Annotated in this window: 12 protein-coding genes; 11 read left to right on the top strand and 1 reads right to left on the bottom strand. The window is 59.8% G+C overall.

The window, feature by feature from the left end; translation table 11 throughout:
• Positions 1-184: 184 nt before the first annotated feature.
• Positions 185-685: a GNAT family N-acetyltransferase gene (locus E3O39_RS00490; protein WP_134447149.1), complete on the bottom strand. Its 501-nt coding sequence runs from the start codon at positions 683-685 to the stop codon at positions 185-187.
• A gap of 82 nt (positions 686-767) precedes the next feature.
• Here E3O39_RS00490 and E3O39_RS18835 point away from each other — a divergent pair, with 82 nt between their 5' ends.
• The 11 genes from E3O39_RS18835 (at position 768) to E3O39_RS00435 (ending at position 15,207) form a co-directional block, all read left to right on the top strand.
• Entirely contained in the window at positions 768-1,184 is a 417-nt protein-coding gene (locus tag E3O39_RS18835) for a hypothetical protein (RefSeq protein ID WP_135100608.1), read from the top strand.
• A 197-nt stretch (positions 1,185-1,381) separates the two neighbouring features.
• Positions 1,382-2,332, top strand: coding sequence for a dihydrodipicolinate synthase family protein (locus tag E3O39_RS00480; RefSeq protein WP_134447145.1), 951 nt, complete (start codon positions 1,382-1,384; stop codon positions 2,330-2,332).
• 357 nt (positions 2,333-2,689) lie between these two features.
• Positions 2,690-4,126 carry a glycoside hydrolase gene (locus tag E3O39_RS00475; protein WP_134447143.1) on the top strand — a complete coding sequence of 479 codons (1,437 nt, stop codon included), beginning with the start codon at positions 2,690-2,692 and terminating at the stop codon, positions 4,124-4,126.
• Between the two features lie 65 nt (positions 4,127-4,191).
• Positions 4,192-5,535, top strand: a complete 1,344-nt coding sequence (locus tag E3O39_RS00470; RefSeq protein ID WP_134447141.1) for an ABC transporter substrate-binding protein — start codon at positions 4,192-4,194, stop codon at positions 5,533-5,535.
• A 44-nt stretch (positions 5,536-5,579) separates the two neighbouring features.
• Entirely contained in the window at positions 5,580-6,461 is an 882-nt protein-coding gene (locus E3O39_RS00465; protein ID WP_134447139.1) for a carbohydrate ABC transporter permease, read from the top strand.
• Complete coding sequence (locus tag E3O39_RS00460) at positions 6,458-7,363, top strand: carbohydrate ABC transporter permease (protein ID WP_134447137.1); 906 nt, start codon at positions 6,458-6,460, stop codon at positions 7,361-7,363. The genes E3O39_RS00465 and E3O39_RS00460 overlap by 4 nt, the downstream gene beginning before the upstream one ends.
• Before the next feature lie 37 nt (positions 7,364-7,400).
• Positions 7,401-8,489 carry a LacI family DNA-binding transcriptional regulator gene (locus E3O39_RS00455; RefSeq protein ID WP_134447135.1) on the top strand — a complete coding sequence of 363 codons (1,089 nt, stop codon included), beginning with the start codon at positions 7,401-7,403 and terminating at the stop codon, positions 8,487-8,489.
• A 464-nt stretch (positions 8,490-8,953) separates the two neighbouring features.
• On the top strand, positions 8,954-10,516 hold the full coding sequence (locus tag E3O39_RS00450; protein WP_134447133.1) for a glycoside hydrolase family 32 protein: 1,563 nt from the start codon (positions 8,954-8,956) through the stop codon (positions 10,514-10,516).
• Complete coding sequence (locus tag E3O39_RS00445) at positions 10,513-11,466, top strand: carbohydrate kinase (protein WP_134447131.1); 954 nt, start codon at positions 10,513-10,515, stop codon at positions 11,464-11,466. Before E3O39_RS00450 ends, E3O39_RS00445 begins: the two co-directional genes overlap by 4 nt.
• 161 nt (positions 11,467-11,627) lie before the next feature.
• A complete protein-coding gene (locus E3O39_RS00440) occupies positions 11,628-12,632 on the top strand; it encodes a LacI family DNA-binding transcriptional regulator (protein ID WP_134447129.1) in 1,005 nt (334 codons plus the stop codon).
• Between the two features lie 85 nt (positions 12,633-12,717).
• Entirely contained in the window at positions 12,718-15,207 is a 2,490-nt protein-coding gene (locus E3O39_RS00435) for a GH32 C-terminal domain-containing protein (RefSeq protein WP_134447127.1), read from the top strand.
• The last annotated feature ends 660 nt before the right edge of the window (positions 15,208-15,867 follow it).

Here is a 15,867-nt window from a genome sequence, read left to right as displayed (position 1 = left end):
AAGTGGCAGAACATGAACCGTGGTTTGGTCCGAAGAAACTGGGTGGCGGCTGGGGTCCGCGCACGTGGCAGGGATGGCTGATTCTTGCCGTTTTCACCGTTGCGGTGGTTGTGGTCACGATCATTGCGACGACGCACACCTAATGCGAATTCAGTTCGCGGAGCATCCGGCTAGGAAGGACAGGTCACAGACGTAACCCGTAGACGGAGCGGACGTCTATAGCTCCGCCACGGTCATCCTCTTCGAATTCAAGGCCGATCTTTTCCGCGACGCCTCTTGAGGCCCGGTTATCGGGGTGGATGATCGCGACCAGGTGAGCTGCCCCCAAGACGTTTCGGGCGAAGTCGAGGCAAGCCGAAGCGGCCTCGGTTGCGTAGCCTCGTCCCTGCATCTTTGCCCGCACGTGGTAGCCGACCTCAAGTTCGGGTCGGCCGTTGACGGCCTGCCAGGTGAGGCCACAGTCGCCGACGAACTCACCCGCTTTCGTCTCGATGACCCACAAACCATAGCCACGCTCGAGGTAGTTGCGCTTGTTCCAGTCGATCCACCCCTGGGCCTCCTCGCGGCTCTTGGGTCGTGGGTAGTACTCCATTACGTCCGCGTCAGCCAGCATGGCGGCCATGTCATCGAGGTCAGCATCGGTCATGTTCCGAAAGATCAGCCGGTCTGAGTGAGGGAAGGACATGCTCCGACCATAGGAGGCATCCGTGCCCGAGGGAAAGGCCGACTAGCTCTTGAGTGGCTTCCAGCGTGGTACTTCGTGCACAGTGAGCGGAGGCGCTTTTCGCAACCGGGTGGAGGACCTGAAGTACAAGAACGCCAGTGATGCGTCGACCATCGCGCTGATCGCGACGTTGAAGATCAACTCCGGTGGCCCTGTGGTCGCAACGAGCACGCCATTGGCGGAGTTCAAAACAAACAGGGATCCGATGATGTACCCGGCTCGTGGCCGGGACGTCATCCTCCACCAGGCGCGGGGTGGTTCTAGCGGTTCGCCCAATCCGCGGAAGGACCGCACCCCTCCGAAAATGAGCAGGATGCTCAGCGAGTTTGCCACCACGGCGTACAGCGGATTCGGCAACCTGAACGGCTGGATCGCAATTTCGATTGCGGCCAGCGCGATCACCCCGATAAGGATGTATGCGACCTTCCAACGCGTCTTACGCAGGCGAATCATGGCTTGAGCCTACTGGCGAGGACGATCGCCCCAGTCCCAGCCTGGAATGCTGGCTCAAGCGCCACCAATCCAACGCGACTGCGGCACACTAGTACCACACGAGAGCGACCTGTTTTCAGTTGGCAGCACTAGCCATCTTTTCGGTTGGTGTTGACAGGCCACCCTCACTCTCGGTCTCGAACACACCCCGCACCATGAGGAGGTATGAACATCTTCACTGGGCTGAGCGCCTTCCCCCTGACCCCGTTTCAGAACGATGCGGTCGACGAGCACGCGTTTGTCGGCTTGATCCAGAGGTTGAGCGTTGCGAAGGTGGACTCGATCACAACGCTGGGCTCGACCGGCTCCTATGCCTATCTCACCCCGGACGAGCGTGCCCGCGTCGTAGGTCTTGCCGTCGAGCATGCTGGCGAGACGCCCGTTTTCGCGGGTGTGGGGGCGCTGCGCACCTCCCAGGTCCTCACGAACATCGACCATGCCGAACAAGCCGGAGTCGCGGGAGTGCTCCTGGCTCCAATGAGCTACCAGCCCCTCACCGACGATGACGTATTCGAGCTGTTTCGCACCGTCACCGAGCACACCGAGCTTCCCGTGATCGTCTACGACAACCCCGGTACCACCCACTTCACATTCAGTACCGACCTCTACGCCCGCATCGCCCGCCTGCCGGGGATCGCGTCGATCAAGATCCCCGGCGTACCTCCCGACCCCGCCGCAGCCCGCGCCCACGTCTCGGCGATCCGGGCCATGGTGCCCAAGCACGTCACGATCGGCGTGTCCGGTGACGCATTCGCCGCGACCGGGTTGAATGCGGGATGTGATGCCTGGTACTCAGTCATCGGGGGTGTCCTCCCTGCGGCCGCACTCAGAATCACGCGAGCCGCGCAGGAAGGCCGGGCGGCGGACGCGGCGGCAGAATCAGAACGGCTCGCGCCGCTGTGGCGTCTGTTTACCGAGTTCGGAGGCAGTCTGCGCGTGGTCGCTGCCATCGCGGAGTGCCTCGGCCTCGCCCCGCACGCGTGCCTGCCGCTCCCGATCCTCGGTCTGACCGAGGCGAAACGGGTACGTATCGCCGAGGTGGTACGTGAGCTCCGACTAGACCGATGGACGCACTCATCCGGACCCGTCCTATTACGGCTTCGGACAAACTGCTGAGCCAGGGGTTGTATCCCTTGATGCTTCAGCGGGGAATCCTCCCCGGCACAGCAGGCTCGGGGAATGAGTCGATGGCGTCGGCTTAGTCCTCCGGGAGCAATAGCCAGGGGGACCACTGTCCGGCAGGCATTAAATATTCAGTGGAGGACGCGAACGAACAGGGACGTCCGCAGGAATGCAACGACGCGTTGCCGCCGCCTGGGCCCCGAGCTGTGTGCGTCACACTATCGAATCGGCCTTGCACGATTGCGCGCACCCGATTTGCCTAGATCTTTTGATTAAACGCTTGATCAATCCGAATCCGTCAGATATTGTCTAGATGATCAAACGATTAATCACGAATGGGAATCAACGCAGATGAGCCAACCAGTGTTCTTTAAGCCCGACGATGGATGGGTGGGCGACGTCATCCCCTTTGAGCATGAGGGTGAGTTCTGGTTGTTTTATTTGCAGGAACTCCGGGAGTATCCAAAACCGGGGACGTCGTGGAGCCTGGTCACCACCAAGGATTTCGTCAGCTTTGAAGATCGGGGCGTCTCTCTCGCCCACGGGCTTGAGGACGATGCTGACTTCAACGCGTACACGGGGAGTATCGTCCTCGACGAGTCGGGAGTGCACCATCTGTTCTACACGGGACAGAACCCCGCTCGGTTGGGTTCAGACGGCCTCGCGCTCCAACTTGTCATGCACGCCACAAGCGCGGATGGGATGACGACGTGGACCAAGCATCCCGAGCTCACGTTCGGTGCCTCTGCGGGCCTGGAATCCGGCGATTGGCGTGACCCCTTCGTGTTCAAGGACACGAGTCGCGGGATGTGGAGGATGCTCCTCGCGGCCAGGCACGCGGAGGGGCCAGAGAGGCGGCGTGGGGTCATCGCGGAATGCGTCTCGACGGATCTTCTGAGCTGGGAACCGACCGAGCCATTCTGGGATCCGCGGCGATACATTACGCACGAGTGCCCGGATGTCTTCCAGTGGGGCGACTGGTGGTATCTCGTCTACTCCGAGTTCTCGGAGTCCTTCACAACGCACTACCGGATGGCGAAGGGTCCGGATGGACCGTGGCTTGTGCCGATGTTTGACACCGTCGACAGTCGCGCCTTTTACGCTTCAAAAACTACAGAACGTGACGGACGGCGCTTCTTCATTGGCTGGATCGCGAGCAAGGAAGGTGCCCATGATGATGGCGCCTGGGAGTGGGCCGGGACCATGTCCGTGCTTGAGGCGCATCAGAACGATGACGGCACCCTTGCTTTCTCCTTCGCTAGTGAACTCGTCGAGAGTTTCGGGCATGGCATTCCAGTCACTTTGAACGGCGCATTGCCGCACACGCTCGACGCCGTCGATGGATACTCGGCGCTTGTTTCCGACGAGATCCTGCCAGCGCAGTTCTATGCGCGTGCGGTACTCCAGATCGGGCCTGACACGACCGAATGCGGCCTACTGCTGCGTTCGAGCTTCGATGGAGACCAGTCGTACATTATCCGGCTTGAACCGAAGCGCAACCGTCTCGTATTCGACCGATGGCCGCGCACTGTCACGGGTGATGCCCAATGGCACATTTCCGGGGATGTCCCGTTCGCCATCGAACTTGAACGTCCCTGTGACCTTTCCGCCGGGATGCACACTCTGGAAATCGTCGTCGATGGGGACTTGTGCGTTGCCGTCCTCGATCGACACGTCGCCCTCAGTACCCGGATCTACGACCGCCCGGAGGGACGACTGGGCGTATTCGTCGGGGAGGGATCTGCGACCCTGCACGAATTCGAGGTCCGTCAGCGCACCACTGACTAGACCGACACAACCTAACTAGACCTGCACGACACTGTTGATTCAGAATCAAAGGAGATGGAATAGCAATGAAGAAAACACTGAGGACGACCGCGATCGCTGCGGTCGTTGCGCTTGCGCTCGCCGGATGTAGCAACGGCAGCGGCGGCGGCACAAGCCAAACGACCGATATCGATCCCAGCGGTGCGATCGTCCCACGACCGATCTCATGGCTGCTATCACGGCCGGCCGATGGCGGTGTCATCACGGTCATGAAGCAGATCGCAGATGAGTACGCGAAGGACCATCCCGGATTCGCGCTCAACTTCATCACGACACCGGACCGACCGTCCTACATCCAGAAATACGAGACGCTCGCGGCCGCGAACAAACTCCCCGAGCTGTTCGACACCGACGCGACGCCTTTCGCTCAAAAGCTCGCGAAACAGGGAACCATGGTCGACGCTACCAAACTGTTGACGAGCCTTGGTCTCTATGACAGCTACAGGCCGGCGGCGCTCAACTACCAGCGTTTCGACGACGGTTCCTTGTACATGATCCCATTCGAGTTCCAGCTCGAGTTCATCTGGTACAACAAGGCGCTACTTCAGAAGGCCGGAGTAGCAATCCCGAAATCCCTTGACGACATCCCTGCCATGTGCACGGCATTGCGCAACGCCGGAATCACTCCCATCGCTCTTGATGGCCAGGACCAGTGGCCGCTCGAGCGCTATGCGGCCTATCACCCGTTCCGCACAGCAGGTCCCACCTACGTGCAGAACCTCAAAAAGGGCGATGCGAAGCTCAGCGACCCGGCAGGTTTGGCTGCAGCCGACTGGTTGAGCAAGCTCGGTTCCTCCAAGTGCTTTGAGGACGGATTCTCGTCAACTGGCTACTCGGACGCACAGAACCTATTCACGTCGGGTAAAGCGGCCATGTATAACATCGGCACCTGGGAGCTTTCCAGCCTCGCGACCGACAAGCTCGACCCTGCCGTGCGCAGTGACGTCGACTACTTCACACTCCCGACCACTGCGAACTCCGTCACGGACGCCAACGAGTACGTGTCTCCCTCGGGCATCGGGATGGCCGTCAACGCCAAGACTTACGATCCCCTGGTCCGCGACTTCCTGAAGTTCGCCCTCACGAAGTACCCTAGCGCCATTGCCGCAACCGGAGCACTCTCGCCGACGACGAACGTGACGACCACGATTCCGGCAAACGCGACTCCGCTCTACCAGAAGGCCGTCGATCAGTCCAACGACGTCGGATCAAAGATCGCGATGCCGTGGGACACCCAGCTCGACCCGACATCGAACACGCGTCTGCAGCAGGAACTCACCCTTCTGGTGCAGGGCAACACCGACCCGTCCGAATTCGTCAGCACGATGGACTCAACCATCGCGCAGAACGCCCCAGCCGCCTTCAAGTAGCTCCGAGAGGTGGGGGGCTCCGGCCCCCCACCGAAAGGTTCATCATGCTCCCCAACCGATCGAGACTCTCAGTCCTGATCTTCCTCGTGCCCCCGCTTCTCCTATACGGAGTCGCGGTCCTCCTGCCGATCGTCCAGTCCCTGTTTCTCAGCTTCTTCTCTTGGGACGGAATTAGCGACATGGAGTTCGTCGGCCTGACGAACTACATCCACATGTTCACCGGCGACACCGTCTTCTGGCATGCCTTCTCCAACTCGCTGGGCTACCTCGTGATCTGCCTCGTGCTCCAGCTCGGCGGCGCTCTGATCGTGGCGAGCCTGCTCACGTCACTTCGCCGCGGCCGCAATATCGTCAAGACGCTCTATCTGCTTCCGGCCGTTATCTCCACCGTGGCGATCGCGTTCCTGTTCCAGCGGATCTATTCCATAGACCCTGTGGGTCTCCTCAACCAGATTCTCGGCTGGGTGGGGCTCGGAAACCTTGAGCGGGCGTGGCTCTCCGACATCAACTCCGTCTTGGCCGCGGTATCGATCCCCGAGGGATGGCGCTTCACCGGACTGTACATGCTCATCATCTTCGCAGCGCTTTTGTCCGTCCCCCAGGAACTCGAGGAAGCTGCGCGCCTCGATGGCGCCTCACGGTGGCAGGTATTTACCAAGATCCGATTCCCGCATATTCGACCTGTCTGGATAACCACGACGATCATGGCAACGACCTATGCACTCCGTGGCTTCGACATCCCCTATCTCCTGACAAATGGCGGTCCTGGTCAGTCTTCGGAGTTGCTGACCACCTACATGTATAAGACCGCCTTCACGAGCACGAACTATGGGTACGCCAGCACCATGTCCGTCTTCATTGTCGTTGAATGCCTCGTCGCCGTCGGCCTCATCATTTTCACCCTCAGAAGAAAGGACGAGGCATGACCACCCAAACCGCCCCGGTGACCAGATCGATCGTCACTTCACCCATCACCAGGGGCGCCCGCCGCCGGCGGCGCAAGCCGAGCGTGTTCCGAACGCTGTCGACGGCGTTGATCGTCGTCATCGTCATCGTGCAGGTTTACCCGCTCGCGTGGCTCTTCCTCACCAGCCTGCGAACAGAGCATGACTACGCCAGCGGCAACCCGTTCGCATTGCCGTCGTCGATCACGTTCGACAACTACGCCCGCGCGTTCGCAACGGGGAACCTCGGTATGAACATCGTCAACAGCTTCATCGTCACGATGGGCGCCAATCTCCTCATCGTGCTCCTTGGGATGATGGCGGCCTACGCTCTGCAGGTTCTCGGTTTCCGCTTCAGCAAGTTCGTCCGGGGACTCTTTCTGATCGGTATCATCGTGCCTGTCCAGATCGCGCTCGTCCCGCTGTTCATCGACTATGCCTCGGTGAACCTCCTCGACACGTATCAGTCGATGATTATCCCTCTCGCAGGGTTCTCTCTGCCCATGTCGATTTATCTCTTCTCGTCGTTCTTTGAGAACATCCCCCGTGAAACCTACGAGGCTGCGTCTCTGGACGGCGCTGGACCGTACCGTATCTTCGGATTGATCACGCTTCCCCTCTCGATCAATACCGTCGTGACGGTGGTGATGGTCAACAGCATCTTCATTTGGAACGACTTCATTTTCGCCAATACGTTCGTGCTCTCCGAGGGACTTAAGACGATTCCTCTTGGCCTCCAGAACTACATTGGGGCGATGGGCAAGGTCGACTGGACGGCGACCTTCGCCGCAGTGTGCATTACAATCACACCACTGCTACTCGTGTTCCTCATCCTCAACAAGGCGATGATCTACGGACTCGAAAGTGGCGGGTCGAAGGGGTGATCGCACCCGCCGACCAGAACTGTGTGGGGAAGATTCGATGACGACTCAAAAGGGATCCAGTCAACCTGCGGAATCCGATCCGCCACCGAACACAACTCGACATCGCCCAACGACAATGCGCGAAGTGGCTGAAGCTGCGGCGGTTTCGGTGGCCACCGTTTCCCTCGTTGTCAACAACAAGAAGGACGCGCGAATCGGCGCGGACACGCGTAAACGTGTTCGCGACGCTATTCGCGTGCTCGGATATCGGCCCAATGCGCTCGCGAAGAACCTAGTGAGTGGGAGTTCGCGCTTCATCGGTCTTGTCGCTGACGCGATTGCCACGACACCGTTCGCCGGCCAGATCATCCGCGGAGCACAAGACGAGGCGTGGAAACACGGTTACGTGCTCTTAATCGCCAATACTGAGGGCAACGAGCCCGCGGAGAAGGAAGCGATTTCGATGATGCTCGAACACAAGGTGCGGGGCATTCTGTACTCCACCTGGTATCACCGGGTGGCACAAGTGCCCGCCGCGCTGAATGAGACCGACTTCGTTCTCGTGAACTGCTTCGCCCGCGACTCGGACGCCTGGGCAGTGGTTCCGGATGAGGTGCAGGGTGGCCGAGCGGCCACTGAGATTCTCATTAGACACGGTCATCGACGAATTGCGTTCCTTAACACGACCACGCCATCTCCCGCGAGGGACGGGCGGCTTCAAGGGTACCGAGAAGCTCTGGAATCCGCTGGGATCCCGTTTGACCCTAACCTCGTCTTCGATGCATACCCGGATCAAGAAGGCGGATACGCGGCCGTCGAGGGCTTAGTTCAGTGTGGTGTGACCGCGGTCTTCTGCCACAATGACCGTGTCGCGATGGGGGTGTATGACGGCCTGAGGCAGGTCGGCATGTCCATTCCCGAGGACATCGCCGTGGTCGGGTTCGACAACCAAGAGGTCATTGCAGCACACCTCCGGCCACCGCTTTCAACCGTCGCGTTACCGCACTATCGACTCGGGGCCGCAGGCGTGCGCCTTCTGCTCGGACTCGACGAGGCGCCCGGGAACGGTGTCCTCAGGATCGTGTGTCCGGTCGTAGAACGCGACTCTGTCAGTACCAGGCAAGAGAAGGCGCCCGCCAACATGTAATTTCCCAGGCTGGGAGGTGGTCTGTCCTAACCGGTGCCGCACGCGGGTCCCGACCGGCTCTGTGCCTGGCCAGCGTCGGATAGGCACCATGCCTCTGTCTGCCGCCTGATCCCGATGACTGTTCCTAAGCCGTCCCGGGCGAGGCCACGGTGCCATACGAGTTCATGACCGTCGATTCTGGACCCGAATGAGACCGGTGAGTGCACGCTGAACGCTCGGCGAGCGCGCATCCATCTGACAAGCGGCGGAAGGCGTCCGAGATCTTCCTCACCGCCGGGATCTGGAAATTTCAAACACGTGGAACCGTCAACGTCAATGAGGAGTGAATCTTCGAATGAATGTCAAGACCGTGAAGTCGAGCTGCGAGATGGTGCTTGCATCACAGGAGCGGCATATCGGCTTTCAAGCAAGCGATTGCCGACGATCCGGTTCCCCGGCGGCGCTTCATCAAGCGGGGTGCAGGAATGGTTGAGGCCGTGTCTCTGACCCCTATCGGACGTGAGCGTTTCCGACCCTCGATTCATTACACCGCGGAACAGAATTGGCTCAACGACCCCAACGGGCTTCTCTACTACAAAGGGCTTTATCACCTCTTTTATCAATACAACCCGCGAGGCAACGTCTGGGGCAACATGTCCTGGGGTCATGCCTCCTCGCCAGATTTGGTGAACTGGACGGAACGCCCGGTAGCCATCGAGGGCGACGTGAATGAGGAGATCTTCTCGGGAAGCATCGTCGTCGACGCAGGCAATACCAGTGGCTTCGGGCGTGCCGGAACAGTGCCCCTGGTTGCCGTCTACACGAGCGCATTCACTGAACAATCGGCCTTCCCCGGGGTTCAGGCCCAGTCCCTTGCTTACAGCCTGGACGAAGGTGCAACTTGGGCGAAGTATGAGGGCAACCCTGTCCTGAACCGGCACTCTCGGGACTTCCGCGATCCCAAGGTATTTCGATATGAGGGCCTCTCCGAGCGCTACTGGGTGATGGTCGCCGTCGAGGCTGAGGATCGAACGGTCGTTCTGTATCGGTCCGATGACCTCAGGGAATGGAGCTTTCTCAGTAGTTTCGGTCCAGCCAACGCAACGGGTGGCGTCTGGGAATGTCCCGATCTGTTCCCGCTCGCCGTCGATGGCGACCCTGACCGACTCAAATGGGTACTCATCGTCAACTTGAACCCGGGCGGCATCGCGGGCGGATCCGGCGGCCAATACTTCGTCGGGAACTTCGACGGCACGACGTTCACGTCGGAGAGCACGATCCCCAAGGACAGCGAGGGCTCAGACGGGGGGCAAGAAGAATGCAACTGGCTCGATTGGGGACGCGACTACTATGCCGCGGTGTCTTTCAGCGGTGTCCCCGGCGACAAACCCATCATGATTGCCTGGATGAACAACTGGGACTATGGGAACGACATACCGACCCACCCGTGGAAGAGTGCAATGTCGCTGCCCCGAGAAGTGAGCCTGATTACCGTCCGTGGCGTTCCCCGCCTCCTCCAGAGAGCAATAGCTGTCGTTCCTGACCCAGACGAAGTCACACTCGCCATCGACCACAAGACGGTTGACGAGGGGGCTGAGTCACTCCCGGAAGAATGCTGGGGCTCCGTGCTGCACATCGAGGCGGCCCTCACGCCCGGAACGGCGAGGGAGATTGGGCTCATCGTCCGAGGTGGCAGGGGCGAAGGCACATTCATCGGCTACGACGTTGAGACCGGCTCGGTTTTCGTGGACAGGAGACATTCCGGGGACGTCGATTTTCACCCGGACTTCGCCTCCAAAGAGAGGGCGCCTGCCGACCTGACTGGAGGCAAGATTCGACTGCGCATCTACGTCGACCATTCATCTGTAGAGGTCTTCGCTCAGGACGGACTCGTCACAATCACCGATCAGATCTTTCCCGAACCATCCAGCCGAGAAATCGCCATTTACGCAACCCACGGATCTGGCGCGATTGACTCGCTCAGAATCTACAACCTCGAACGAACGACCACCCCACCGACCGCCGCACAGAACGGACCGCACGCATGATTGTCGTCATTGGTGAGGCCCTCACCGACATCGTGGCAAACCACGTCGGAGTGTCCGAGCACCCCGGTGGATCGCCCATGAACGTTGCGATCGGCGTAGGCCGACTGGGACTATCGGTGAGTCTGCTGACGTCGATAGGGAACGACGATCGCGGGGCCCAAATCCGCCGTCGGCTCACCGACGCTGGAGTTGAACTTGTCCCGGGCTCGATCGTCCGGGGCCCGACATCGACAGCGACAGCACACATTGACGCATCGGGGACTGCATCATACGACTTTGACATCCACTGGTCACTTTCGAACGCCCAATCCATCCCAGCCGGCCGTCTCCTGCATACAGGGTCAATTGCAGCCTTCCTAGAGCCGGGGGCTTCGTCCGTCGCGGCGGCAGTTGTCGCGGCCGCCCAGAGAAATGCGATTGTGACCTTTGATCCCAACATTCGACCATCACTCCTCGGCAGTCACACAGAGGTCCGAATTGCCTTCGAGGCTTTGGCCAGGTCCTGCGATATCGTCAAGCTGAGCGAGGAGGATGCGTCCTGGCTCTACCCTGAGCTCTCAATCGATGCGGTACTTGACACCATTCTCCGGCTCGGCCCCGGCCTTGCAGCCATCACCCTGGGCGCGGATGGCGCAATTCTCTCCACCGTGAACGATCGAATACGAGTGGCCGGCGTACCGACGAAAGTTGCCGACACCATTGGCGCTGGAGACTCCTTCATGAGTGGTCTGATCTTTGCCACGCTGCAGCGTACCGGCGCCGGATCAGGCAGCACCGACGACCTGATCTTGGAACGTCCGATAATCGGAGCATTGACGCGGAGAGACCTCACGTCAATCGGGGAATTCTCCGCAGCATGCGCCGCTATCACGGTCTCGCGAATCGGAGCGGAGCCTCCCACGCTCGCGGACATTGATGAGGGAGGAATGTCTCGGCGGCACAGGCCTTGATGGCTTCGGCGACACTCATCGAGCGAGCAGCGGGCGTCAGCTGCAGGGAGGACGCGGGTGATTGGGACTTGCATGGCGCATGCCACTGAGTCCCGCCGGATTCACGATCTATTCCGCCCGCGAGACGGACCCCCCCTCGACGGGCTGTGTGAAGATGGGACATGGTCAGACGCCAGGTGTCGATGCAAGACATCGCCCGCAACGCAGGGGTTAGCCGGTCGACGGTTTCGTTCGTCCTCAACGAGCGCACCGACATCAGTATCCCCGAAGAGACGAGGGCACGCGTCAGAGAAGCGGCTCGACAACTGGGGTACCGGCCGAACGTAATGGCCCAGTCGTTGGCCAAAGAAAGCACCAACCTCATCGGCTTGGTCACGGATATCGCGTCGAGTCCGTTCGCCGGCGGCATCATCAATGGTGCGCAACAGGCCGCGTGGAGGCTGGGCAAGTTCTTGCTTATCGTTAGTACCGAAGGAGACCCAGCCCGGGACGAAGCCGCGCTCGAGATGCTCCTCGAACGCCGGGTCGAGGGCCTCATCTACGCCACCCAGGCACACAAAGTCGTGGCACTCCCGTCCGCAGCTCGAGAAGTGCCGACTGTGCTGGCGCACTGTGTCGAGGAATCTGGCGAATTTCCGTCGGTACTCCCGGACGAGGAACAGGGCGGGTTCACAGCGACACGCCATCTGATCGAAGCGGGTCACCAGAGAATTGCACTCATCAACCTTGACACGGCAATGCCCGCAGCCCGGCTCCGAGAAGCCGGTTACCGTCGCGCTCTCCGCGAAGCAAGGATCGAGGTGGACGATCGCATGATCACGGTCGGCCACGCCACCGCGAACGGTGGTTTCCATGCTGCGCGCACTCTATTGGACGGCGGTGAGGTGCCAACGGCCTTATTCTGTGCAAACGACCGCATGGCCATGGGGGCCTACGACGCTATCAAGGAAGCCGGGCTTCACGTGCCCGACGATGTCTCCGTCGTCGGATTCGACAACCAAGAGATCATCGCGGCATATCTGCGGCCTGCGCTGACGACAGTCGCCCTTCCCTTCGAGAGGATGGGCGCGGCCGCTGTCGAAGTACTCAGTTCCGTGCATGGTAGCGCTGGTTGCACCCCGCTCTTGGTGCCCTGCCCGCTAGTAAAACGCGGTTCCGTAGCCTGACTATTGCAGGGTCATCAACGCGACCCTACACTGAGGTCCATTGCTAACGCACGTTAGCTAACCATTCGGACCAATGGAGGTCACAATGATTCGAGCGCTGAAACGGTCATCGTTCGCGAAGAAGGTGGGCCTTCTCGGCCTAATCGTTTTGCTCACAATATCTACGATCGCTGTGGGACGGCTCGCTGGAGCCCATGCCACCGGCTCCTCGACGCCCAGCTCGCTCCGTGCGGGATATCACCTGACACCGCCGTCCGGCTGGCTCAGTGATCCGCAACGACCGGTGTACGTCAACGGCAAATACAACTTCTATTACCTGCACAGCTCGCAAGACAACGGCCCCGGCGGATGGGAGCACGCGACCAGCTCTGACACTGCCGTGTGGAACGACGAGGGTACTGCGTTGCCGCAAGGCACGAACTTTCCAGTCTGGACCGGGTCTTCGGTGGTCGACACGAACAACACGGCGGGCTTCGGTTCCGGCGCGGTCGTTGCACTGGCGACCCAACCCACTGATGGCGATGCTTTTCAGCAATCGCAATACTTGTGGTATTCCACTGACGGTGGCATCACGTTCACGCAATACGGCGCACCGGTCATTGCCAACCCCGACTCATCCGACTGGTTCCGAGACCCGAAGATCGTGTGGGATGCGAGCAATTCCAAGTGGGTCGCGGTCATCGGTAGACAACAGAAGATCAGCTTCTACACATCTCCGGACCTCAAAACGTGGACACACACTTCGGACTTTGCGTATACGACTCCGAACATCGGCGGTTTTGAATGCCCAGATATTTTCCAGATCAAGGCCAGCGATGGCACCTGGCACTGGGTGATGGCTGGCAGTATGCAGGGTGACTACAGCGGCAAACCGGACACGTACGCCTACTGGACAGGCTCGTGGAACGGAACGACGTTCACGACTGACCAGACTGACCCGCAATGGCTTGACTGGGGTTCGGACTGGTACGCCGCCGTCACCTGGCCCGATCAATCGAATCCAGACACATCGCGATACGCGATTGGCTGGATGAACAACTGGCACTACGCGCCTCACGCTGTCCCGACTGACTTCACCGACAATTACAACGGCCAGATGTCCGTCGTCCGCCAGATCACACTAAAATCCGAGACGGGCGGGGTCTACAGCCTGCTCTCGCAACCAACCCCGGCCCTGTCCAATCTTGCGACCAAGGTAATACTCCCGGCGAATTCAACCGTAAATGGCACAACCAACCTTGACTACCACGGTTCCTCGTACGAGCTCGACGCCGACGTGAACTGGACAACACTCAACAATGTTGGCATCTCTGTCGGCACCAACAAAGACGGTAGCCGGAAGACAAATATCGGCGTCTACAACGGCAACCTCTATCTTGACCGCAGCGGCTCAGACCAAGTTCCATATTCCTTCGGTTCCTTTCAGCAGTCCCAGGCGCCGTTACCCGCGGGGGACACCTCGGTACACCTAAGAATCCTCGTCGACCACGGCAGCGTCGAAGTATTCCTCGACGACGGCAAGATCGCGCTATCAAGTCAAGCATTCTTTGCCGCCTCCGACACCGGGGTATCGCTGTACACGATCGGCGGTAGTGCAACGTTCAGCAACATATCGATTACTGAATTTGCCAACATCACCACGGCCGCGCTGCCAGCATCGCCTTATGCAGATTTCGAGGCGTCGAACTATGGCTCCTGGACCACGACGGGCAGCGCGTTCGGCACAGGTCCCGCATCAGGGGCCCTGGCAGGACAGCAGCCCGTCAGCGGGTTCGTCGGAAACAAGCTAGTGAATAGCTTTGTCGGTAGTGACACCTCAACCGGAACGTTGACCTCTCCCTCCTTCACGATCGGCAGCTCCTACGTCAACTTCTTGGCTGGCGGCGGCAACCACCCCCGACCATCCGACATATTTGCCGATTTTGAAGGCACCAGCTGGGGCCCATCATGGACATCGTCGGGCAGCTTCACCGGCCAAGGGCCCACCGCAGAAACGATTCCCAACCAAGTCGGTGCCAAGGTCCTGGATACCTATGCGGGCGGCGGCGATTCATCCACGGGAGCGATCACCTCACCGGAGTTCACAATCACCCGGGACTACATCGACTTCATGATCGCCGGCGGAAATCACCCGTGGGGAAGCTCAGGGTCGGCAGCGGTGAACCTTCTCGTCAACGGGACGGTCTATCGCACGGCCACCGGGGCGAATTCCTCGACGATGTCGAGCGTCAACTGGGACGTGCACTCGCTGATCGGCCAGAAGGCGCAGATTCAAGTAATCGACCACGCAACAGGCTCCTGGGGTCACGTCATCGTTGACCAGATAGTCCTCACTAACGCTCCGAATGCAACAGCTGGCGAGACCGACAACCAAACGACGATCAACCTGATCGTCGGAGGTCATGTTGTTCGGACGGCGACAGGACAGAACAGCGAGCACCTTTCCTGGAACTCATGGAATGTTTCTGACCTTGCAGGCCAGACGGCACAGATCCAAATCATCGACAACAACTCTGGTTCGTGGGGCCATATCCTTGTTGATCAGATCCGCTTCGAGAACGGACCAGCGGCATAAGAGTTGAGTGGTCACAGTACTATCTTCGGCCAAACGCGGTAGACGGCGGCCTCGATCCTAGATCTTTGAGGCCGCCGTCGAACCTGCGTCCCAACTCAGGTCCAACCGATGTGCTCTGCATTCGGGGGAGGGTGTGGCAACTTGTACCGCGCAGGGACTGCTCCGCGTGTTTGCAGAATTCGACACGGGGGCACAATGTTTTTTGCAGTCTAGGGGAGCCGCAAATTGGTGCGCCTCGTCAGGTTCGATTTCCTGAATCTTCCGCAAATCGCTCGAAACGGTGTCTCGGCACAGCTCGATCGGATGGCCGTTTCAGGCCGCCCAAGGGCGTCATGGTTCATAGCGTTGGTGATACCCGCAATTAGGGGCGGAAGCGTCGACGGTCCAAAAAACCTGCATCCGAATCAAGCTCGGCCGTAGCCCTGAACTTCGGGAAGGCTTCGAAGACACCGACTGGAATCTATATGACTGTCACCAATTTCCTGATGCAGGAAGTGTCACCGACCTCCTGAAGCAGAACTGTCAGCCATGTCCCGATACATCACACATGCGGTGGAGAAGTGTTATGTCTCAGGACATCGGTGACAGTTCTGCATCAATAGATCGGTGACCATTCGGGCGTGTTTGGTGGTGACACTTCTCCCGCGTACACATTTGAGG

This window comes from Cryobacterium sp. MDB2-A-1 (genome assembly GCF_004402675.1).
GTDB classification, from domain to species: Bacteria; Actinomycetota; Actinomycetes; order Actinomycetales; family Microbacteriaceae; genus Cryobacterium; species Cryobacterium glucosi.
The sequence above is the reverse complement of the archived record's forward strand: the minus strand, read 5'-3'. Positions and strand labels throughout refer to the sequence as shown.

Bases quoted from the DNA above. Each gene is read 5' to 3' on its own strand.
- E3O39_RS00490 (WP_134447149.1), bottom strand. From the start codon at position 685: ATGTCCTTCCCTCACTCAGACCGGCTGATCTTTCGGAACATGACCGAT.
- E3O39_RS00480 (WP_134447145.1), top strand. From the start codon at position 1,382: ATGAACATCTTCACTGGGCTGAGCGCCTTCCCCCTGACCCCGTTTCAG.
- E3O39_RS00475 (WP_134447143.1), top strand. From the start codon at position 2,690: ATGAGCCAACCAGTGTTCTTTAAGCCCGACGATGGATGGGTGGGCGAC.
- E3O39_RS00470 (WP_134447141.1), top strand. From the start codon at position 4,192: ATGAAGAAAACACTGAGGACGACCGCGATCGCTGCGGTCGTTGCGCTT.
- E3O39_RS00465 (WP_134447139.1), top strand. From the start codon at position 5,580: ATGCTCCCCAACCGATCGAGACTCTCAGTCCTGATCTTCCTCGTGCCC.
- E3O39_RS00460 (WP_134447137.1), top strand. From the start codon at position 6,458: ATGACCACCCAAACCGCCCCGGTGACCAGATCGATCGTCACTTCACCC.
- E3O39_RS00455 (WP_134447135.1), top strand. From the start codon at position 7,401: ATGACGACTCAAAAGGGATCCAGTCAACCTGCGGAATCCGATCCGCCA.
- E3O39_RS00450 (WP_134447133.1), top strand. From the start codon at position 8,954: ATGGTTGAGGCCGTGTCTCTGACCCCTATCGGACGTGAGCGTTTCCGA.
- E3O39_RS00445 (WP_134447131.1), top strand. From the start codon at position 10,513: ATGATTGTCGTCATTGGTGAGGCCCTCACCGACATCGTGGCAAACCAC.
- E3O39_RS00440 (WP_134447129.1), top strand. From the start codon at position 11,628: ATGGTCAGACGCCAGGTGTCGATGCAAGACATCGCCCGCAACGCAGGG.
- E3O39_RS00435 (WP_134447127.1), top strand. From the start codon at position 12,718: ATGATTCGAGCGCTGAAACGGTCATCGTTCGCGAAGAAGGTGGGCCTT.